The sequence below is a fragment of the [Pseudopropionibacterium] massiliense genome, assembly GCF_900607225.1.
GTDB classification, from domain to species: Bacteria; Actinomycetota; Actinomycetes; order Propionibacteriales; family Propionibacteriaceae; genus Arachnia; species Arachnia massiliensis.
This window is the reverse complement of the sequence record NZ_LR027842.1, coordinates 904,363-925,072: the sequence shown is the minus strand read 5'-3', so window position 1 is coordinate 925,072 and position 20,710 is coordinate 904,363. Positions and strand designations below refer to the sequence as shown.

Below are 20,710 nucleotides of genomic sequence, written 5' to 3'. Positions count from 1 at the left end.
TCGAAGTCATGGGTAACCTGTACCAGTGAGATACCGCCCCGGTGGCGGTTCGTCGTCCGCGTGGAGGTGAACATGACTGACTCCGGCAAGCAGCGTCCCCGCAGGGCCTTCTCGGCGGACGACGCCCAGCCGGACGGCGTCGACGATACACTCAGCACACCCAGCGGGCGCGCAGGCCGGGCCCGACGCGGCGCCGCTGAGGACATCGACTCACCGTTCACCCGTCCCATCGACCCCCTCGACGAGAGCGCCGTCCCTGCTCCCGTTCTCCCGGGAACGGAACGACGTGCCATGCCGGGTTCAGGGGCCGGTAAAAGAGCCATGCGATGGGACGGACTCGATGACGAGACCACTCCTGCGGGACGGGATTCGGCATCCGGAACCGCCGTGCACGCCGCGATCTCACCCACCCCATACCCGCCTTCCCGACCCGATCCACAACGCCGGGCCCAACAGCCGGCCTCCTCCTGGAGCGGCTGGCCCGAGCAGCAGCCCTCCCCGCCGCCGCGGGTGTCCCGTCAACCCCGGGCCGCTGCACATCGTTCCCCGGCCCGAGCCGCAGATCCCGAACCGGAGGCGGACAACCCCTGGCAGGCGAACTCCAGGCAGACGCAGCGCGAGGGGTCCGCCACTGTGTCACAGGGGTGGCTCGCGCATCACAGGCGCATGCTCACCACGTGGGTGGTGGTGGCCGTCACCGTGGCCGTCCTGACGGCAGGCGGGATCTTCGTGCTCTCGCGCCTGAACACCCCCGGCCCTGCTGCCAGCAACGCCAATCCCAGCTCGTCGGAAACCACCGGCACCCCGGTCAACCTCGCTGACACCTCTCTTCTCGACACATCGGATGCGGCCCTCATCGAGCCGGCCGCAAGTTGGACCGTCACCCAGACCGTCACGGAGAAGGGCAAGGAGACCCTTCGCAAGGTGAACTGCCTGGACTCCGACCCTGCGGAGATCAACACGACCGCCACCCTCCAGCGCGCGATCGGTACGCAGCAGGAGGACAAACTGGCCCTCATACACCAGGTTGATGCGTACGCCAACGAGGAGACCGCCAAGAAGATCTACGAGCAGCGCGCCGCCTCCTTGGCGTCCTGCTCCGCGATACCCGCCCTGATCACAGGTTCCTCCACTGTGACCGGGCTCGGCGACGAGGTGCTGCAGATGAGCGTCGTCCAGGAGGACATCGCCCAGTACCACACGATCCTGTTGGTGCGCACCGGCAGGGTGATCAGCCTGCTCGACGTGGCCCGCAACAATGGCACCGTCGACCCGAAGAGCACGGTGAGCGCCCTGCTGCGCCCCCTGACCGCGACCTGTGAAACCGCTGCGGCACCTGTCCCGGAACCCCCGATGTCACCCCGGCCGCCCCACCCCGCCAACCCGCAGGGTTGGCTGATCCCGAATGACATCCCGATCATCGCCCCGGGACACCTGGCCTGGAGCGGAAGCAGCAGCCTGAAGGAGGTGGAGTCCTCCGGGATGGGCTGCGAGGGCGTGAACCTGGCCAGTGAACAAGGACCCACCGACCGCAAGCAACGCTCCTACACGGTCGGTTCCCCCGACGAGACGTTCAAGGTTTTCGGCATCACCCAGTACCGCTTCGCCTTCGCCGACGAAACCGCCGCCACCACCTTCGGGGATCTGCTCTCGGAGAACCTGGCCTCCTGCGCGAAGAGGGTTGCGGCGGCCAAGGTCACGGAACTGACCCCCGTGACCACCGACGGCAGCGACGGCCCAGCCGTGGCGGCCCGGCTTTTCGACGTGAAACAGCAGATCGCCGATGACGGCACCCAGAGACCGTACCAGTTGATGGTCGCTAGGGCCGGAACGGCCGTCAGCTATCTGCTGTTCACCGGCGTCGGGGAAACCCAGTTCACCGAGGACCAGCTCAAGGCCTTGGCCATCCGGCTCGGCCAGCGCACAGCGCAGGGATAGCACGCTGGTGTGGGCGGGGATCAACGCGAGGCCGCTGTTCGGTCGTGTCAGACGTTGGCCCGACTCGAAACTTGATTTTGAGAGCATGCTGAGAATTGCTAAGGTTTGCGTCGGATGTCCATCAAGAGCGGAGACACAGCCTTGAACCACGCAGAAAAGGCCAGCACGCCGAAAAGGGCCATGGTCGAGGTCGATCATTTCGACCTCCCCGATGAGCAATCCGACACGAACGACCTCGTGGAGGCCTCCACGGCTCCCCCGGCAAGGGGACGCCGACGCCTCGGGAAGGTCTCGATCGCATCCGGTCTGGCCGGTTTGCTCGCGGTGGGCACCCTGTTCAGCTGGGCCTGGTATTCCCGCACTTCGGGAAACGAGGCCGTCTCCGAGCAGGTGGCCAGCGATGCCGCAGTCCCGGAGGCCGCAGCCCAGGCCGTGGAGCAGGGTTTCGGCGATTCCGGCGCTTCTTCCCGTTCCGGGGTGCGGGGAAATCTGGACTCCGCCGTCGCGGATGAGAACGCAAAGGAACACGACGCCTCCCTCAAGTCCTCCCACGACAGCGCCCTGGAGACCAGCGCGGACGAAACCGCGGCCGAACGCGAGCAGCTGATGGAGACCGACCTCAAGCTCGTTGCCGCGCAGGCGGAGAAGCTCGAGGCCGAGAAGAAAGCGGCCGAGGAACGTCTCAGCGCCGCCCGTGAGTCGCTCAAGAAGGCAGGCGTCGACACGTCCCAGATCTCCGCCGAGGATTTGGCCGCGGCCTCCACCGGGGGCGGATCCATGCCGCTCAAGGAGAACTACTCCATCGGTGCCCACTTCGGCCAGACCGGCGCGTGGGCCCGATACCACACGGGGCAGGACTTCCCGGCCCCCGTGGGAACCCCCATCTACGCAGCCGCGTCCGGCATCGTGTTGAGCCCAACCGCCGCATCCTGGGCCGGCAACAACGTGGTGATCATGCACCTGAACGGCGGCATGACCCTGTACGCGCACCAGTCACAGGTCGTGGTGAAGCCGGGTCAGGCGGTCAAGGCCGGCGACCTGATCGGCTACGTCGGAGTGACGGGGCGTTCCTTCGGGGCGCATCTGCACTTCGAGTACTACCCGGCGGGCACCACTCCGGGCGACGTCTACACGGCAACCGACCCGATGGCATTCCTGCGCAGCCAGGGCGTCACCGTTCAGTAACGGTTCCCCGCATCTCCGCATGCCTGGTCGGGACCCCGCTCGTCGCGCGGGGTCCCGATTGCGTTGCCTACAGCTTCTCCATGGGGGCATGGCTGATGGCGAGGCGCTTCTTCCCCGCCGATCCGAAGTCCACGTCCACCTGCTGCTTCGGGCCGGCGCCGTGAACGGCCAGCACCGTTCCGAGCCCGAAGGCCGTGTGAGCCACGCGATCCCCGACCACCAGCTCGCCGGCTGTCGGACGTTTCCCGCATCCGGTCCCGAAACTCAGCGCTTGCCTGGTCCGTGACCTGCGTTCCGCGTTGCTGGCCGCCCACGTGACGGAGGGCTCACCGAGACGACGCCAGTCCATCAAACCCACTGGGATCTCCTCCAGGAAACGGGAGGGCGGATTGTGGCTCGGCTGCCCGAAGGTGACCCGCACCGTCGCGCGGGACAGGTGCAGCAGCTTGCGGGCCCGTGTGATGCCGACGTAGGCCAGCCGGCGTTCCTCCTCCAGTTCGTCCTGCGATTCCATGGCACGCAGGTGGGGAAAGACTCCGTCCTCCATGCCGGTGAGGAACACGGTGTCGAACTCCAGGCCCTTCGCGGTGTGCAGGGTCATGAGGGTCACCACGCCCTGCCCTTCCGCACCGTCCGGCACCTGGTCGGAGTCAGCCACCAGGGCGATCCGCTCCAGGAAGGCGGGCAGCGAGGCGTCGGGTTCGGGCATTCCCGCCGCCAGCCCGGACTCGCTCTCCTCGTCGAGGTCGACGGCGTTCGCGGCTGCGACGAACTCCGCCGCCACGTTGACCAGTTCCTCGAGGTTCTCCAGGCGCGTCTCGTCCTGGGGATCGGTGGAGTTCTGCAGTTCCGTGAGGTATCCGGATTCGGCGAGCACCGAGGTGAGGATCTCGTCGGCGGGATCACCCTGGGCCATCTTCACGCGGTGCCGTTCAACCAGATCCACGAAACCGCGAATCTGTTTCGCCGACCGCGTCGCCAGGCCCGGCGCCTCCTCGCTGCGCGAGAGGGCGTCGAAGAAACAGATGCGTTCCGCACCTGCCAGTGACGAGACCGCCGCCACGGCCCGATCACCGATCCCACGTTTGGGAACGTTCAGGATCCGCCGCACCGACACGTCGTCGGCGGGGTTGGCGATGGCCCGCAGGTAGGCGATGGCGTCGCGGATCTCCCTGCGTTCGTAGAACCGCACCCCGCCGACCACCCGGTAGGGCATCCCGACGCGGATGAACACCTCCTCGAGCGCCCGGGACTGGGCGTTGGTCCGGTAGAACACCGCCACGTCGCCGTAGCTGGCACGGCCGTCGTCGACGAGCCGGTCGATCTCCCCCGCCACGAACTGCGCCTCGTCGTGTTCGGTGTCGGCCACCCACCCGACGATCGGGGCGCCCTCCCCCAGGTCGCTCCACAGCGCCTTCTCGCGGCGCCCCGGGTTCCTGGCTATCACCGCGTTCGCGGCCTGGAGCACGGTGTTGGTGGAGCGGTAGTTCTGGTCCAGCACGATCGTCCGGGCACCCGGGAAGTCCTTCTCGAAGTCGAGGATGTTGCGGATCGTCGCCCCCCGGAAGGCGTAGATGGACTGGTCCGAGTCGCCCACCACCATCAACTCGGCCGGCTCCACCACCGGCGCATCCGTGGCCGGCGAGGTGGTCTGTCCGCAGAGTTCACGGATCAACGCGTACTGGGCGTGGTTGGTGTCCTGGTATTCATCCACCAGCACGTGGCGGAACCTCCGACGGTATTTCTCACGGATCTCCGGGAACGCCTGGAACAGGTTCACGGTGGTCATGATCAGGTCGTCGAAATCGAGGGCGTTGGCGGCCCGCAACCTGGCCTGGTAGGCCTCGTAGACCTCGGCGTTGGCCTTCTCCACCGGACCGGAGGCCTGTTCCTTCGCGGTCTCGAAATCCACCAGGTCGTTCTTCCAGCCGCTGATGGCGTTCATCACCGCACGCACCGGGAATCGTTTCGGGTCGAGTTCCTGGTCCCGCATCACCAGCGACACCAGGCGTTTGGAGTCGGCGTCGTCGTAGATGGAAAAGGATTTCGCGATGCCGAACCGGTCAATATCGGAACGCAGGACGCGCACGCAGGCCGAGTGGAAGGTGGAGACCCACATCAGTTTCGCCCGGTTGCCCACGAGCCCGGCGACCCGTTCCCGCATCTCGGCGGCGGCCTTGTTGGTGAAGGTGATGGCCAGCACGGCGCCGGGATGCACCCCGCGGATCCCCACCAGGTGGGCGATGCGTCGGGTCAGCACCCTCGTCTTGCCGGAACCGGCGCCGGCCACCACCAGCACGGGGGAACCGGAGTGGACGACGGCCTCCCGTTGCGGTTCGTTCAGGTCCGCCAGCAGCTCCCCCTCGTCGACGGCTCGCGCGGCGCCCCGCAAGGAGGGTTTGGGAGTTGCCGTCCCGTCTGGTGCGAAAACGGCGGCGAGATCGGGGAAGAGGGAGTCAGACATCGTGTCATCACCGTAATAGGCTTGGCCGTCATGAGGCGAGTCCTGAGGTTCCTCCGTGTCGCGATTCCCCGGATCAGCGTCGGTCTGTTGCTGACACAGATCGCTCTGATGATCGGAGTCACCGGCTGGGAGTCGCTTCGGAAGAAGCACCGGAAACTGCGGCGCTTCCCCTACTCCCCCGCCCAGCCGGTGGTCGTCGGCCAGGACGAGATCACCGTCTACACCTTCGGCGAGGAGCTCTACCGGGACATGCTCGCCGCCATCGACGGCGCCCGGAAGGTGGTGAACTTCGAAACCTACATCTGGAAGTCCGACGAGGTGGGGGAGGCCTTCAAGGAGGCACTCGGCAGGGCGGCCGCCCGCGGGGTCGAGGTGAACGTCATCTGGGATGATTTCGCAAATCTCGTGGTGCCGCGCCGGTTCTTCGCCATGCCAGAAGGAGTGCTCGCGCTCCGGCACCCGGCCTTCCCGAAACCCTGGTCACCGCGAACCTGGGGACGCGACCACCGCAAACTGCTGATCGTCGACCACGAGAAGGGCTTCATAGGCGGCTACAACATCGGCAAGCTGTACGCGCAGCAGTGGCGCGACACCCACGCCCGCGTGATCGGCCCCGGGGCCGCGGAACTGGAGAACGCCTTCGTCGACTTCTGGAACCAGAACGCCGGCAGACAGGGACTGCCCATGCTCACCAACGATCAGCAGCGACGCTGGGACTCACCGCTGAAGGTGCATCGGAACGTGCCCCGGATTCAGGTCTACCCGATTCGCAACATGTACCTCGAGGCCATCGACCGCGCCACCGAACGCATCTGGCTGACCCACGCCTACCTCATCCCCGACGACGACCTGGTGGCCGCGCTCCGTGACGCCGTGAAACGTGGGGTGGATGTCCGGATCATCGTGCCCGACCGCTCCAACCACGCCGTTGCGGACTGGCTGTCGCGCGGCTTCTACACCGATCTACTGAACTCCGGCATCCGGTTGTTCCTCTACCAGGGGGCGATGGTGCACTCGAAAACCGCGGTGATAGACGGCACATGGTCCACCATCGGAACCGCGAACCTGGATCGTCTGAGCCTGTGGGGCAACTACGAGGCGAATCTCGAGATCACCGACCGTGATGTGGCCGCCCACATGGAACACATCTTCTCCGTGGATGAGGGCAACACGGTGGAGTTGACCGCCGAGACCTGGCTTCGTCGGCCCTGGTGGAAGAAGTTCGCTGAATCCCTGCTCAGCCCCTGGCGTCCCCTGTTCTGAGCAACCGCACGGGGATGAACCGGGGGTTCACCTGATGGCGTGTGGCTCTGCAACAGGGCATGCTTGATGCATGACCCTCATTGGATACATCATCATCGGTTTGATCGGCGGAAGCATCGCGAAGGCGATCATGCCCGGGGAGGAAGGCGGAGGCTGGGTCGCCACCGCCGCGCTCGGTGCTTTCGGCGCCGTTCTGGCAGGCTGGCTCGGCCAGCTGGTCTTCGACTCCTCCTACCAGGGCATCTTCTCCATCCGCGGTCTGATCTTCTCCGTGGTCGGTGCCGTCATCATCCTGACGGTCCAGGGCTGGCTCAAGAAACGCAAGGCCTGATACGCCGGCCCCGTGGCCCGTCGATCACCCGGGCAGGGCGACGACGGGCCACTTCCCGCGGGGCCCGGATCCCCGATTCACACCAGGTGCCGGTCCGTGGCCCACTTGGTGAGTTGGTGCCGGTTGCTCAGCTGAAGTTTCCGCAGCACCGAGGAGACGTGGGTTTCCACGGTCTTGATGGAAATGAACAGCTCTCTGGCCACTTCGCGGTAGGAGTAGCCGCGGGCGATCAGTTTCAACACCTCGCGTTCCCGGGAGCTGAGCCGGTCCAGTTCCTCATCGATGCTGGAGATGTCGACCGCGCCGGAGAAGGCGTCCAGTACGAAACCGGCCAGACGCGGCGAGAACACCGCATCGCCGGAGGCCACCCGTTGGATACCCTCGACGAGCTCTTCCGAGGAGATGGATTTCGTCACATACCCTCGCGCGCCCGCTCGGATCACACCGATCACGTCCTCAGCGGCGTCGGAGACCGAAAGCGCCAGAAATTTCACGTCGGGCGCCTTCGCGGCAACCTGCTTGATCACCTCTGCTCCGCCACCACCCGGCAGGTGAACGTCGAGCAGCACCACATCGGGTTTCGTCTCGAGGATGGAGGTCACGGACGACGCCACGTCGTGGCCCTCCCCCACCACCTGGCACAGTTTTCCGATCTCATGACGCACCCCGGCGCGAAACATGGCGTGATCGTCCACGAGCACCACGCGCAGCTCTTCCAGTGCTCTGCCCTGCTCCTGACTCATCGAATCAGCTCCAACCTGACCTCTGTACCTTCGCCCGGTGCCGTTCGGATCCGGGCCGTCCCTCCATGGCGCTCCATCCGCGCCATGATCGATTCTTTCACGCCTCTGCGGTCCGGACGGATCGTCGACTCGTCGAATCCGCAGCCACGATCCCGGACGAACACCTCGACCCGTTCGGGTTCGACCTCGGCGAACACGTCGACCCGGGGCGCGCCGGAGTGTTTGGCGGCGTTCGTGACGGCCTCACCCGCCGCCTGAACCAACGCCGTGGATGCCTCGTCAAGATCCATGTCGCTCACGCAGATCACCTCGACCGCTATCGGGAACCGCTCCTCGACATCGATCCGCATCTGCTCCAGTGCGCCCTTGAGGGTTTGTGCCCGGGTCTCCTCCCCATAGAGCCAGGTTCGCAGCTCCCGTTCCTGGCGGCGCGCCAGGGAGGCCACCAGGACGGGATCGTCGGCCTGGCGCTGGATCAGGGCCAAGGTCTGCAGGACGGAGTCGTGCAGGTGGGCGGCCATGTCTGCCCGAGCCTCGGCACGCAGCCGTTCCCGGTCCGCGGTCCTGACCCGCGACCAGATGCGAAGCAGCCAGGGCGCCATGACGACGGCCACCCCCGCGAGAAGCGCGACGGCCGCCGCGACCACCGTCTGGAGTCCGTCCCAGCCGAACTGGGAGGCGAGCAACCAGCTGGTCCCGGAACCCACCAGGATCAATCCGCCGACGAGCCTCACGACGCTGGCGATCGTTCCGGCACGCTTCCCCGGGGAACGTGTCCTCAATCCGCCCCCGTCGGCCTGGAACCAGATCAGGACCACTCCGACGCCCGCCAGCAGTAGCGGCCAGAACAGGGACATCCCCCGGCCGGCATCGGTGTCGTCGCCGGGGATCATCCCCCACAGCACCCCGGCTATCAACGCCCCCGCGGAGAACAGCATTCCCGCATCGATCCGCCCGTCGATCCGCTGCGGCCGCATGCTGGCCCGGGTCGCGCCCGCGAGTCCGGGCGCCTCCTCGCGTTCACCCGCGGGCACCAGGGCCCACAACACCCCGTACAGGAACACCCCCAGACCATTGAAGAACGCCAGCAGCACGAAGGCCGCCCGGAACCAGACAACGGGCAACCGCAGGTGCGCGGCGATTCCGCTCGCCACTCCGGCTATCGCCTTCTGCGAGAGGTCGCGTTGCAGCTGCGGGGGGTCGTTCGTGGTGGACGGATCGGAAGTCATGACCCTCAAAGACTGACACGCCGTGAATCGTCACGCCACCCCGTGAACCGGGTTTCAGGGCCCTTCAAGGACAACCTCAGGGGAAGTCCTGATGGCCGCTCGCCGTTTCAGGGGCCAGACTGGAGAGCATGAACGAGCTGGTGGACCTGGGGGCGCTGCACCCGCGGCTGGCCCATCTGGACCGCCCGTCCAACGGTTTCACTCCCGGGTTCTGCCGGGCCATCGGCTCTCGTTTCGGGATCGACCCGCTGCTGATACGCGTCCTCTTCATCCTGACCTCCGCGCTGAGCGGGGTGGGGGTGATCGCATACGGCTGGGGAATCCTGCTGACCCCGCGCGCCGGACGCCAGGCCCTCATCCACCGGTTGCTTCCCGTGTTCACCAGCTGGAGCCTGCGGACCCAGTGGACCGTCATCGTCCTGAGCTCCACCTTGGTGGTGGCGGCGGTCTCCCAGATGTTGTCCTCGCTGTCCTCCGTGTTGTTGCTGCCGTTGTTCGCCCTGGTGCTGTACAGCCGCTGGCGGGAGCCCCGCAGGCGGCCGGTCTCCCCCACCGTCAGCCGGGAGCAACCCGCCGCCGGGACCGACCCCCAGCTTCCCGTGGTGGATCTCTACGCCCCCGAGACGCCCGAACCCCAGCCAGTCGAACGCGTGCGATGCTCCTGGCTCGGCACGGGGCTGGTGTTGTTCATCGGCTATCTCGCGGCCACCGGTGTCGTCGTACTTGGTCTGCTGAGCAACCCCCTCCTGAGTCTCTCCATCGTCCTCGGTGCCGTCGGGGTCATGATCCTCGGCTGGGGACTGCTGGTGCGCAACCGTCGCCTCCCCGTGGTGTTGCTGCTGCTCGCGGTCATGTTCGCCGGCACCACCGCGGCCCTTGCCACCAGCGAGGTGGAGAGGGCCACGAACCCCGTCGAGGTCAGCTCCGGCCAGGAGCGCCTCAGCTATCAGTTCACGATGACCAATGAAGGAGTGGTGGATCTCCGGCACCTGCCCGCGGACAGCTCCACGTTCGTTCACGTGCGGACCGTCATGAGCGAGGTTCGCATCATGCTGCCGGGCCCGCCGGCCCGCCGCTACGTGAGGGCCTGGGCGATTGACGTGTCCTGGCCCGGGGGCACCGATCCTCGGGATCATGATCCCGCGACCCGGGGAATCCGGTTGCTCATAGACGGGTATTTGTCCAGCGTGAAAGTGGAGTACCCCTCATGAAACGGCTGGATGTTCCGACCATGGTCACGGGTGTGATCGTCATCGGTTTCGCGGCGATCTCAGCGTGGGCCGCCCTCGGACAGGGGTTCGTCATCCCCATGAGGATGTTGTTCGCGGGTGTGCTGCTGGTGGCGGGCTCGCTGGGGTTGATGATCATCCTCGGACGTTCACCCGGAAACAGGAAAACCAACGAAAGGAAGAAATGATGAAACTCGTTCGTTCCGACTCCGACAAGTGGATCGCGGGCGTCGCCGGAGGCATCGCCGAGGCGACCGGATACGACTCCCGGACCGTGCGCCTGGTGCTCGCACTGCTCATGGTGTGCGCCGGCTCCGGGCTCCTGATCTATTTCGTGCTCTGGGCCATCATGCCCCGCCCCACGGGTGGCTCCCTGGCCGAGGACGGGTTGCGGGAGGTCAACCGGTGGCGCCGGGAACGGCACCGCTGATCCTCCGGTCCCGCGCATCCCATCGGCCTGCTGTGCCCGTGATACGGGCGGGGTGGTGTGTTCCGACGGAGCGTACCCGAGGCGTTCCGCCGAGCGCCTATCCCGCCCGGACGGCGTCATGATGCGCAGGTCGAGTGCGACTACGGTCCCAGCGTCCTGCGGAATTCGCTGGGAAGCATTCCGGTCTCGCGTTTGAACAGCGCCGAGAACCGGCTGGCGCAGCTGTATCCCACGGCCCGCCCCACCTGCTCGATGGTGAGGCCGGGTTGGCGCAGCAGCAGTTCGGCCCGGCTCATGCGCCGCTCCTGGACGTACTGGGTGAGTGTTTTCCCGTTCGCCCTCTTGAAGGTTTCCTTGAACTTCGTGGGACTCATGCAGGCGATCGAGGCCAGGTCCGAGATGCGCAGATCCGCGGAGCAGTGATCGTCTATGTAGCGCACCACGTCGTGGATGCGCTCGCGATCGGTGGGGTTGAGGGGTTTGGCCTCCCGGATCCGGACTCTCCTGGACCGCTCGACGATGAGCCCCATCGCCTCGAGCACCTTTCCCTCGTAGTGGAGCTCATTGTGGTACGCGTCGCCCGGTTGCGGCCAGAGCCTGGACAGCAGCGCCCTCATCTCGGGAAACTCGTCGCCACCACCCAGCGCGACGAAGGCCTGTTCGACGCTGTGGAACTCTCCGTTGAACTCCCTCGCGAGATATTTCTCAGCGAACTCGGGCGCCATCTCGATGGAGACGCTCTGAACGGGGACGGTGTCATGGACGACACCTCGCCAAGGGCCACCGCCGATGCTCTGCCCCCAGATGGAGCCAGTTCTGAGTTTGCGGTAGGGGTTGAACTCCTCCCCCGAGACGGACTTGAACCATGTGACGGTCAGATAGCTCGGCGGCTCCGATTCCATGACGTAATCGCCCGCCATGACGAAATCGTGAATGCTGATGGACCACAGGGCCTCCCCGGGGGACAGGAAGTGAAACCATCCATCCAGTTTCTCGCCCCGGGACCTGTACGAGACCCAGAGCGGACCGAACCCGCGGGGGGATTCTGCCCTCACGAACGACGAGCCCCCCAGGATGGATTCCTGAAACGATTTCTTCATTCTCCCGTCCTTTCATCATGTGACGATGGGACACGAATCTGTGCGGATGGGACGGAATATCCCGGGAAAACTCGGCGAATCCGCGCACTTTCATATACTGACGGGTGAGAACTTAGCATGTCCTCACCTGATACGAAAGGACGGATGATGCAATCCTCCGTCACTGATGCACACACGAGGGGGCTCACCGCCCGCGACCTGGTCACCATCGGAGTGTTCACCGCGCTCTACGTGGTTTTCATGATGGTGGGAGGACTGTTCTTCGCCCCGAACCCCGTGCTCACGTTCTGGATGCCGGCCGGCGCGGCGTTGCTCACGGGACCGGTCTACCTGCTGCTCATTGCAAAGGTTCCCAAGCATGGTCCCCTCATCGTTCTCGGCGTCGTCGAGGGGGCGTTCCTGTTCGTCACGGGCATGTACTGGGTGTGGGCGGTGGCCTGCGTCGTGCTCGGTGTCGTCGCAGACCTGCTCGCCGGCGCCGGGGGCTTCACGAACAAAGCCCTGAACCTCGCGGCGTTCATCCTGTACTCGCTGTCGCCCATGGGGTCCTACCTCATGCTCTGGGTCGATCCGGGCGGCTACACGTCATACCTGATGGGAAACGGCACGGAACACACCTACGTGGACACGATGACGTCCACGGCCACGGGGTGGATGCTTCCTGCAATGATCCTCGCCACCGTCGCCTGCGCCATCGTGAGCGGGCTGGTGGGCATGCGTCTGCTGCGCAGGCAGTTCGAAAAAGCCGGCGTGACGGCGTAGAGGAGGCCCACGTTGGCGGATCAGGTCACGTTGGGATCCCTCGCCTCACGCCGGAAGGCTCCCCCGAAAAAGGGCATCCGCCTTGATCCGCGGACCAAACTCACGGCGACAGCGGCCATGGCGGTCGCGGTGGCGCTCGCCCCGAACATGATCTGCGAGGCCACCCTGATGGGCCTCGCCGTCACTTTCGGCGTCGTGGCTCTGGGCAGGTGGAAGGGCGCTGCGGTCGCACTCGTCCTCTATGCGACGATCATCACGGCAGCACAGTTCGTCCCCCACATGGGGAACATCACGCTGCGAACGTTGTTCTTCTCCTTCTTCCTGCTGATCCGCAAGGTTTTCGCCTGCGGATTCATGGCCTACGCGACAATGGCGACCACCCCCGTCAACGAACTGATGAGCGCACTGGTGAAGATCGGTACGCCGCGCTCGGTGACGATCCCCATTGCCGTTGTCGTGCGCTACCTGCCCGCGGTGCGCGAGGACTGGGGATTCATCAAGGCCGCCATGCGGATGCGCGGCATCTCGCCGACCCCTCTGGGGTTGCTCCGGACCCCGATGCGTACGATCGACTGCATCTATGTTCCCGTGCTCATGAGCGCGGGCCGCGTGGCCGACGAACTCTCCATGGCCGCGATCGCGCGCGGCATCGAGAATCCAACCAAACGCACCTGCTATCTGCACATCGCCATGGGTTTCGCGGACTACGTGATGCTCGCCCTCTTCTGTGCCGCCGTCGTCGGTTCACTGGCCTTCAGGTTTCTTGCATGATCGGGTTCGATCACGTCTCCTTCTCGTACCGAGCACCAGCCGCTGCCAACAGGGCGGGGGTCGAGGACGTGTCGCTGTCGGTGGGTTCCGGTGAGGTGGTCGTGCTCTGCGGCCGCTCCGGTTGCGGCAAATCAACCCTGCTGCGCCTGGCCGGCGGGCTCGCGCCCCGCTTCTTCCCGGGGGAGGTGCGCGGTCGTGTCCTGCTCGACGGGGAGGCCGTGGACGGGCTCGCCACGTGGGAGATCGCGCGGAGGGCGGGTTTTCTCTTCCAGAACCCGCGCACCCAGTTCTTCAACGTGGACACCACCGGTGAGGTGGCGTTCGCCCTGGAGAGCGCGGGCAGGCCCGAGGAGGCCATCCGGGCCCGCGTCGGGGCGACCTTCGAGGAACTGGGTCTGTGGTCTCTCGCGGGCCGCAACATTTTCCAACTCTCGGGCGGGGAGCGCCAGAAGGTGGCCTTCGCGAGCATCTGGGCCATGCGCCCCGGGAACCTGTTGCTCGACGAGCCGACGAGCAACCTGGATCTGCCCTCGATGGCGGACATGGCCGGGTTCGTGAAGCACGCGAAGGAATCGGGGTGCGCGGTGCTGGTCGCCGAGCACCGCCTGTCCTGGCTGACCGGAATCGCCGACAGATACGTACTCCTGGAGAACGGGCGCCTCCGTCGCGTCATGACGGCCGGCGAGTTCGCCGCCCTCGATGCGGGCGAGGTGAGCCGGATGGGCCTGCGGGTGCGCGACCCGGACGAGATAGTCCCCCACGCGGCCACGACCCGTGAGGTTCCCGCGGCCCCGAAACCCCTCCTCGCGGCACGCGGGCTCACTCTCGACCGCGGCGGTGAGCCCGTCCTGCGAGGGATCGATCTGGAGCTGTCCGCCGGTGAGGTCTGCGCCCTCACCGGCAGCAACGGAACGGGCAAGACGACGCTGTCCCGCACGCTGTGCGGTTTCGAGGCCGGGGCGGGGGGAACGGTCACGATCGGGGATGCGGCAGCCGCCCGGAAGAAACGCACCCGGGTCTCGTCGATGGTCTTCCAGGACGTCAACTACCAGCTCTTCGCCGAGAGCGTCGCGGCCGAGGTGACCTTCGGCCTGTCGCGCCAGCGGGCCGGGGCCGTGGACACGGACGCCGTTCTGCGCGAACTCGCCCTGGACGACGTGGCCGACAGGCATCCGGCGACGCTGTCCGGCGGCCAGAAGCAACGCCTGGCCGTTGCCGCGTGCGTGGCCGCCGGCAAACGGATCCTCGTGTTCGACGAACCAACGAGCGGGATCGACCTGGACGGGATGCACCGCGTGGCCCGCCTGTTGAGGCGACTGGCGGACCAGGGGCGGGCGGTCCTCGTGATCACCCACGACCTGGAGCTCATCGCGTGCGCCTGCGACCGGATCCTGCACATGGACGGCGGCCGCATCGTCGGCCAGGCACGGGTGGCCGACGAGTTCGGCGCCATCCGGGCGGCGATGGGTTCGTGAACTCCTCGGAACCCGTGCGGCGCGTCACGACGACGACCCGATCCGCGGGCAGCGGTCCTGAGCCGACCACCGACGTTGTTCACCGCGGTACTCATGTCGTAACGGTGACAGCGCCGCGCTGCTGCCGTTCGGCGAGCAGCACGACAGCCACGCCGACGAGGAGGGCACCAACGCCGATGCCCATCCGGATGACCGGCCCGGTGCCGCCGATGAGCAGCCAGGTGACCACCATGAAACCCGGGGCGAGGGTCCCGGAACCCGCCATGCTGAAGAAATCGCTGCGATCACAGGGCTTGGCGTCAAGTGGTGGAAGCAACGAGTGAATATTCGTGTGCTTCGTGCGGGGATGGGCAATCCGGGGATGATTTGGGGCCTCCGCCCAGGATCTTCATCGATGGCACCCACAATGGCGCTATCTGCGGTCGGGATTGATCCAGCGGATGCCGTCGATGAGAAGCCGTCCGAGGATGTCGCTGTGGCGGTTCCCGGGGTTGGGCACCCAGGCCTGGTCGGCGTCCAGCCAGTCGGTGATGCACCTCCACGCGTCCGCCGGCTTCAGGGGGTTCGTGCTCACTCGCGGGTGGGTGATGATGCGTTGGAACGCCATCAGCGATACCCACGGCAACCCCACACGCTCAACGCCGTTCATCGCCTCCTCCAGCCACGTTCGCGCGGAGGCATGGAAGTGGGACTGCTCATCGACGGCGTAGAGCAGGACGTTGGCGTCGATGATCACCGGGCGTCCTCGGCGTCGAACTGGTCGATCAGCTCGAGAGTGCCGGCGATATCGGTGACGTCGATCCTCAGCCCGACGCCGGCCGTCCGCTGCCGGAAACGCGTGGGCTTCCGCTTCTGGATCAGGCCCGCGCGTGCGAGTTCGTTGACGGCCTCGCCCAGACCGATGTGGCGCTCCCGGCGCAGGCGCTCCGCCGCAGTGGCGACCTCGGGATCAAGTCGCACCGTTGTCCTCAACGACATCACCATAACATCACAGATTCATGATTGACGCATCGCTGATGCAGCCAATGCTGTATGAGGACCCGGGTTGGGCTGCCGGGAGACTCTGCTCAGCATCAGGGCGTTGCGGAACATCTCGTCCCTGGGCTACTCCCATTCGATGGTTGCCGGTGGCTTGCTGGTGATGTCCAGGACCACCCGGTTGACCTCGTCACACTCGTTGGTGATCCGGGTGGAAATCTTCTCCAGCAGCTCCCACGGCAATTTCGCCCAGTCCGCGGTCATGGCGTCGTCGGAGGTGACGGGCCGCAGCACGATGGGATGCCCGTAGGTGCGTCCGTCGCCCTGCACCCCGACGGAACGCACATCCGCCAGCAGCACCACCGGGAACTGCCAGATCTCCCGTTCCTTCCGGGCCTGTGCCAGCTCCTGGCGGGCGATGGCGTCGGCGCGCCGCAGCACGGCCAGCCGCTCGGCGGTCACCTCACCGATGATGCGGATCCCCAGACCGGGTCCGGGGAACGGATGCCGCCACACGAGCGAATCGGGCAGGCCGAGCTGCAGGCCGACGGCCCGCACCTCGTCCTTGAACATGGTGCGCAGCGGCTCGATCAGCGTGAACTGCAGGTCCTCGGGCAGCCCGCCCACGTTGTGGTGCGACTTGATGTTCGCGGTCCCCGCCCCGCCGCCGGATTCAACCACGTCGGGATAGAGGGTTCCCTGCACCAGGAAGTCGATGCCGCGTTCCCCCGCCAGCCGCGCAGCCATCGCCTCGAAGGTGCGGATGAACTCGCGACCGATGATCTTGCGTTTCTCCTCCGGATCCGAGACCCCGGCCAGGGCACCGAGGAACCGTTCGGACTCGTCGGCCACCACCAGGTCCACCCCCGTGATCTCGACGAAATCCTCCTTGACCTGCTTGGCCTCTCCCTCGCGCAGAAGACCGTGGTCGACGAAGACGCAGGTCAGCTGCGACCCGATGGCTCGCTGCACCAGCGCCGCGGCAACCGCGGAGTCGACCCCCCCGGACAGGGCGCAGAGCACGCGGTTCTCCCCGACCCGGGCACGGATGTCGGCGATGGACTCGCTGACCATGTTCTCGGGGGTCCAGTCTGGGGTCAGCCCCGCGATGTGGAACAGGAAGTGTTCCAGCACCTGCTGACCCCACTGGGTGTGCGCGACCTCCGGATGCCACTGCACCCCCGCCAGTTTCCGCATCCGACACTCGAAGGCGGCGACGGGGGCGCCAGCCGTGCGCGCCAGCACGTGGAAACCCTCCGGGGCTCGGGAGACGGAATCCCCGTGGCTCATCCACACGTTGAGCGTGTTCGGGAGGGTCGCCAGGAGTTTGCCGCTGTTCTGGATGGACAGGGGCGTGCGACCGTACTCGCGCTGCCCGGTCTTGGCCACCGCCCCTCCCAGGGCCTGGGCCATGACCTGGAAGCCGTAGCAGATCCCGAAAACCGGCACCCCGGCCTCGAACAGCGCCGGATCGACCTGCGGCGCGTCGTCGGCGTAGACCGACGACGGCCCACCCGACAGGATGATGGCCGACGGCCGCCTGGCCAGGATTTCCTCGACGGACGCGTCGGAGCCGATGATCTCGGAATAGACGTGGGCCTCACGGACCCGCCTGGCGATGAGCTGCGCGTACTGGGCGCCGAAGTCGACCACGAGTACCAGATCGTGCTGGGAAGTCATGGGCGAGAGTCTAGGCCCAGCCGATCCGGTTGGGCCAGAAGATGAGGCGCCCGCACCAGGTGTCCAGCATGTGATACGACGAGTCGTAGTGGGAATAGCGACGATGCGGGCCCCGTTGTCCCCCACATGACCGTTTACTCCAATGTCACCGAACTCATCGGACGCACCCCCCTGGTCAAGTTGAACCGCATCGCCGGGGACAACGCCACCGTCGTCGCGAAGCTCGAGTTCTACAACCCCGCCAACTCCGTCAAGGACCGCATCGGCGGCGCCATCATCGAGGCCGCGGAGGCCTCCGGCGAGCTGAAACCGGGAGGCACCATCGTCGAGGGAACCTCCGGCAACACGGGCATCGCCCTGGCGATGGTTGGTGCGGCGAAGGGATACAAGGTGGTCCTGGCCATGCCCGAGACCATGTCCCTGGAACGCCGTGCCCTGCTGCGCGCCTACGGTGCCGAGCTGGTGCTGACCCCCGGCCCATTGGGCATGAAAGGGGCCGTCGCGAAGGCCGAGGAGATCGCCGAGGAGCGCGGCGGCGTTCTGGCCCGCCAGTTCGCCAACCCGGCCAACCTCGCCGTGCACCGCCGCACCACGGCCGAGGAGATCTGGGCCGACACCGACGGCAAGGTGGACATCTTCGTGGCCGGGGTGGGCACCGGTGGCACCGTCTCCGGAGTCGGCCAGGTGCTCAAGGAACACAAACCCGGAGTGAAGGTCATCGCCGTCGAGCCCGCCGAGTCGCCGATCCTGTCCGGCGGACAGCCCGGCCCGCACAAGATCCAGGGCCTCGGGGCGAACTTCATCCCCGAGATCCTGGACCGCGACGTGATCGACGAGGTCATCACCCGCACCATCGACCAGTCCATCGAGTTCGCGCGGGCCGCCGCCACCCAGGAGGGTCTGCTCGTCGGCATCTCCTCCGGTGCCGCCCTCTCCGCGGCCGTCGAGGTCGCCAACCGCCCCGAGAACGCCGGCAAGACGATCGTCGCCGTGCTGCCCGACTTCGGTGAACGCTACCTGTCCACCGTCCTGTTCGAGGGTCTCGTCGACGCCTGATCCCCGGGACGGGGAAGAAGCGGATCCCCGGAAGCCGGCTCACCCTCCCACTGAAGCTGGTTGAGCCGGCACGTGAACGAAGCGAACGGCTGAGCCGAAACCACCCCGCACCCGGGCGGTAGAACCCGACCACGGTTCCCCGGATATGCGCAAGAGGTTTCGACACGCCCTGCTCGCTGACGCTCGCGGACCGGTTCAACCGGCTTCGGGCCGGGAAAACCGACTCCCCCGCCGATCTTCGATCGGCGGGGTAGTCGCTTTCATGCGGTGTCAGCTCGCGACGCGTCTACGGAAGACGGCGAGGGACAGCGCGGGGAAGACAGCCAACAGCACCACCCATGCGATGGCGGTGGCCGCCACCGGGTTCTGCAGCGACCACACCTCGGGCACCGTCGCCGTGCCGAGGTTCCCGAACAGCGTCCGCACCGCCTGCACCAGCGACGACAACGGGTTCCACTCAGCGATCCCGCGCAGCCAGTCGGGCAGGGTCTCCGAGGGCACGAAGGCGTTGCTGACGAAGGAGGCCGGGAACAGCACGATCATGCCCGCGCTGTTGACGGACTGGGGTTTGGAGACGGCCACCCCCAGCAGCAGCGTCACCCAGCTGAAACACCACGCGGTGACCAGCAGGAGCAGCACCCCGAGGAGAAAGTTCCCCACCCCGGCCTGGAAACGCCAGCCGACGACGAAACCTGCGATGAGCATCACGAACACGGAGCAGGCGGCCACGGCCAGGTCCGCGAGGGTGCGGGCCACCAGGATCGCACTGGGCGCCATGGGAAGGGTGCGGAACCGGTCGATGATCCCCTCCTTGAGGTCCTCGGCCATGTAGATGCCGGAGATCATCGTCCCGAACACGATCGTCTGCCCGAAGACACCGGCCATCAGGAACTGCGTGTAGTCGCTGCCCTGGACGTGCACGGCGCCGCCGTAGACCTGGGTGAACAGCAGCACGAACATGACCGGCTGCATGACGGAGAAGACCATGATCTCGGGGCTGCGCCGCAGCTGGAGCAGGTTGCGCACCAGGACGGCGTGGACGTCGCCCAGCCAGCCGGCCACCGGTCCGCGCCCCAGGGCCTGAACCGGACTCATGCCGCCACCTCCTGTTCCTCGGCGGCGTGACCCGTCAGGGTCAGGAAGACATCGTCCAGGGTCGGGCGGCGGATGCCTGCGTCGTGCAGTTCGACGCCCTCCTCACCCAGGGCCGTCAGCACCGCGATCAGCGCGGCGGTGGGGTCTCCCACCTGCGCCGTAAGGACCCGCCCCGTGGCCGCCACATCGGCCCCGGTGCTGGACGCGACGATCCTCCGGGCACGGTCGGTGTCCGCCTCGTCGACGAGGGTCAGTTCGATGCGCTTGCCGCCCACCGACGCCTTGAGTTCGTCGGCGGTCCCCTCCGCGATGACGTGTCCGTGGTCGATCACGGAGATGGAGTCGGCCAGCTGGTCGGCCTCCTCCAGGTACTGGGTGGTGAGCAGAACCGTGGTCCCCTCCCCCACGCGCCGCCTGATGACCTCCCAGAGCCCCAGTCGGGCCTGCGGGTCGAGGCCGGTGGTCGGTTCGTCGAGGAACAGCACAGGGGGATTGATCACGAGCGCCCCGGCCAGGTCGACGCGCCGCCGCATCCCGCCGGAGAAACCCTTCAATGGCCGGTCGGCGGCCTCGGTCAGGTCGAAGGCCTCGAGCAGCTCCTCCGCGCGCCGTTTCGCCTGACGGGTTCCGATCCGGTACAGCCTGCCCACCAGCACCAGGTTCTCCCGGGCGGTCAGCACCTCGTCCACGGCCGCGTACTGGCCGGAGGTGCCGATCAGCGGACGCACCTTCGCGGGATCGGCGAGCACGTCGATCCCGGCGACGCTCGCCCTCCCGGATTCCGGGCGCAGCAGGGTGGTCAGCACCTTCACGACGGTGGTCTTCCCCGCGCCGTTGGGCCCCAGCAGTCCCCGGACGGTTCCCTGCTCGACGGACAGGTCGAGCCCGTCGAGGGCACGTACCGGTCCGGTTTTGGTTTGATATGTTTTACGCAGTTCCTGCGCCGTGATGAAGGTCATGCATTCCCTTTCTCGTGGTGTG

General features: G+C 66.7%; 21 protein-coding genes. 11 read left to right on the top strand and 10 right to left on the bottom strand.

Annotation, left to right across the window (positions count from 1 at the left end):
* Positions 1-72 precede the first annotated feature (72 nt).
* Both E0E39_RS03970 and E0E39_RS03965 read left to right on the top strand, forming a co-directional pair.
* On the top strand, positions 73-1,938 hold the full coding sequence (locus E0E39_RS03970; RefSeq protein ID WP_130873585.1) for a hypothetical protein: 1,866 nt from the start codon (positions 73-75) through the stop codon (positions 1,936-1,938).
* Positions 1,939-2,052: 114 nt separating this feature from the next.
* On the top strand, positions 2,053-3,123 hold the full coding sequence (locus tag E0E39_RS03965) for a M23 family metallopeptidase (protein WP_130873584.1): 1,071 nt from the start codon (positions 2,053-2,055) through the stop codon (positions 3,121-3,123).
* Between the two features lie 67 nt (positions 3,124-3,190).
* Here the strand turns inward: E0E39_RS03965 and pcrA are convergent, their stop codons facing one another.
* On the bottom strand, positions 3,191-5,587 hold the full coding sequence (gene pcrA / locus E0E39_RS03960; protein WP_130873583.1) for a DNA helicase PcrA: 2,397 nt from the start codon (positions 5,585-5,587) through the stop codon (positions 3,191-3,193).
* A gap of 30 nt (positions 5,588-5,617) precedes the next feature.
* On the opposite strand from pcrA, the gene E0E39_RS03955 reads away from it, so the two are divergent.
* Together E0E39_RS03955 and E0E39_RS03950 are read left to right on the top strand one after the other, a co-directional pair.
* The gene (locus E0E39_RS03955; protein WP_130873582.1) at positions 5,618-6,850 is read left to right on the top strand and encodes a phospholipase D-like domain-containing protein; all 1,233 of its coding nucleotides are present in this window, start codon (positions 5,618-5,620) and stop codon (positions 6,848-6,850) included.
* Between the two features lie 70 nt (positions 6,851-6,920).
* The gene (locus E0E39_RS03950) at positions 6,921-7,181 is read left to right on the top strand and encodes a GlsB/YeaQ/YmgE family stress response membrane protein (protein WP_130873581.1); all 261 of its coding nucleotides are present in this window, start codon (positions 6,921-6,923) and stop codon (positions 7,179-7,181) included.
* 77 nt (positions 7,182-7,258) lie between these two features.
* Here the strand turns inward: E0E39_RS03950 and E0E39_RS03945 are convergent, their stop codons facing one another.
* Both E0E39_RS03945 and E0E39_RS03940 read right to left on the bottom strand, forming a co-directional pair.
* Positions 7,259-7,924, bottom strand: coding sequence for a response regulator (locus tag E0E39_RS03945; protein WP_130873580.1), 666 nt, complete (start codon positions 7,922-7,924; stop codon positions 7,259-7,261).
* A complete protein-coding gene (locus tag E0E39_RS03940; RefSeq protein WP_130873579.1) occupies positions 7,921-9,153 on the bottom strand; it encodes an ATP-binding protein in 1,233 nt (410 codons plus the stop codon). Before E0E39_RS03940 ends, E0E39_RS03945 begins: the two co-directional genes overlap by 4 nt.
* A gap of 128 nt (positions 9,154-9,281) precedes the next feature.
* Here E0E39_RS03940 and E0E39_RS03935 point away from each other — a divergent pair, with 128 nt between their 5' ends.
* The 3 genes from E0E39_RS03935 to E0E39_RS03925 are packed head-to-tail and all read left to right on the top strand — an operon-like array spanning position 9,282 to position 10,812.
* The gene (locus E0E39_RS03935) at positions 9,282-10,364 is read left to right on the top strand and encodes a PspC domain-containing protein (RefSeq protein ID WP_130873578.1); all 1,083 of its coding nucleotides are present in this window, start codon (positions 9,282-9,284) and stop codon (positions 10,362-10,364) included.
* Complete coding sequence (locus E0E39_RS03930; protein ID WP_130873577.1) at positions 10,361-10,570, top strand: hypothetical protein; 210 nt, start codon at positions 10,361-10,363, stop codon at positions 10,568-10,570. The genes E0E39_RS03935 and E0E39_RS03930 overlap by 4 nt, the downstream gene beginning before the upstream one ends.
* Entirely contained in the window at positions 10,570-10,812 is a 243-nt protein-coding gene (locus E0E39_RS03925; protein WP_207302403.1) for a PspC domain-containing protein, read from the top strand. The genes E0E39_RS03930 and E0E39_RS03925 overlap by 1 nt, the downstream gene beginning before the upstream one ends.
* 140 nt (positions 10,813-10,952) lie before the next feature.
* Here the strand turns inward: E0E39_RS03925 and E0E39_RS03920 are convergent, their stop codons facing one another.
* Entirely contained in the window at positions 10,953-11,912 is a 960-nt protein-coding gene (locus tag E0E39_RS03920) for an AraC family transcriptional regulator (protein ID WP_130873575.1), read from the bottom strand.
* A gap of 144 nt (positions 11,913-12,056) precedes the next feature.
* Here E0E39_RS03920 and E0E39_RS03915 point away from each other — a divergent pair, with 144 nt between their 5' ends.
* The 3 genes from E0E39_RS03915 to E0E39_RS03905 are packed head-to-tail and all read left to right on the top strand — an operon-like array spanning position 12,057 to position 14,920.
* A complete protein-coding gene (locus E0E39_RS03915; RefSeq protein ID WP_245988184.1) occupies positions 12,057-12,674 on the top strand; it encodes an MptD family putative ECF transporter S component in 618 nt (205 codons plus the stop codon).
* A 12-nt stretch (positions 12,675-12,686) separates the two neighbouring features.
* Complete coding sequence (locus tag E0E39_RS03910) at positions 12,687-13,445, top strand: energy-coupling factor transporter transmembrane component T (RefSeq protein WP_130873574.1); 759 nt, start codon at positions 12,687-12,689, stop codon at positions 13,443-13,445.
* A complete protein-coding gene (locus E0E39_RS03905) occupies positions 13,442-14,920 on the top strand; it encodes an ABC transporter ATP-binding protein (protein WP_130873573.1) in 1,479 nt (492 codons plus the stop codon). The genes E0E39_RS03910 and E0E39_RS03905 overlap by 4 nt, the downstream gene beginning before the upstream one ends.
* A 91-nt stretch (positions 14,921-15,011) precedes the next feature.
* Here the strand turns inward: E0E39_RS03905 and E0E39_RS03900 are convergent, their stop codons facing one another.
* The 4 genes from E0E39_RS03900 to guaA form a co-directional block, all read right to left on the bottom strand.
* A complete protein-coding gene (locus tag E0E39_RS03900) occupies positions 15,012-15,236 on the bottom strand; it encodes a hypothetical protein (RefSeq protein ID WP_130873572.1) in 225 nt (74 codons plus the stop codon).
* A 96-nt stretch (positions 15,237-15,332) separates the two neighbouring features.
* Positions 15,333-15,656: a TA system VapC family ribonuclease toxin gene (locus E0E39_RS03895; RefSeq protein WP_245988183.1), complete on the bottom strand. Its 324-nt coding sequence runs from the start codon at positions 15,654-15,656 to the stop codon at positions 15,333-15,335.
* Positions 15,653-15,880 carry a CopG family transcriptional regulator gene (locus tag E0E39_RS03890; protein WP_245988182.1) on the bottom strand — a complete coding sequence of 76 codons (228 nt, stop codon included), beginning with the start codon at positions 15,878-15,880 and terminating at the stop codon, positions 15,653-15,655. Before E0E39_RS03890 ends, E0E39_RS03895 begins: the two co-directional genes overlap by 4 nt.
* A 144-nt stretch (positions 15,881-16,024) precedes the next feature.
* Positions 16,025-17,578: a glutamine-hydrolyzing GMP synthase gene (gene guaA, locus E0E39_RS03885; RefSeq protein ID WP_130873571.1), complete on the bottom strand. Its 1,554-nt coding sequence runs from the start codon at positions 17,576-17,578 to the stop codon at positions 16,025-16,027.
* Between the two features lie 126 nt (positions 17,579-17,704).
* On the opposite strand from guaA, the gene cysK reads away from it, so the two are divergent.
* Positions 17,705-18,634, top strand: a complete 930-nt coding sequence (cysK, locus tag E0E39_RS03880; protein WP_130873570.1) for a cysteine synthase A — start codon at positions 17,705-17,707, stop codon at positions 18,632-18,634.
* 270 nt (positions 18,635-18,904) lie between these two features.
* Here the strand turns inward: cysK and E0E39_RS03875 are convergent, their stop codons facing one another.
* A complete protein-coding gene (locus tag E0E39_RS03875; protein WP_130873569.1) occupies positions 18,905-19,729 on the bottom strand; it encodes an ABC transporter permease in 825 nt (274 codons plus the stop codon).
* Positions 19,726-20,688, bottom strand: coding sequence for an ATP-binding cassette domain-containing protein (locus E0E39_RS03870; RefSeq protein WP_130873568.1), 963 nt, complete (start codon positions 20,686-20,688; stop codon positions 19,726-19,728). Before E0E39_RS03870 ends, E0E39_RS03875 begins: the two co-directional genes overlap by 4 nt.
* Positions 20,689-20,710: the final 22 nt, after the last annotated feature.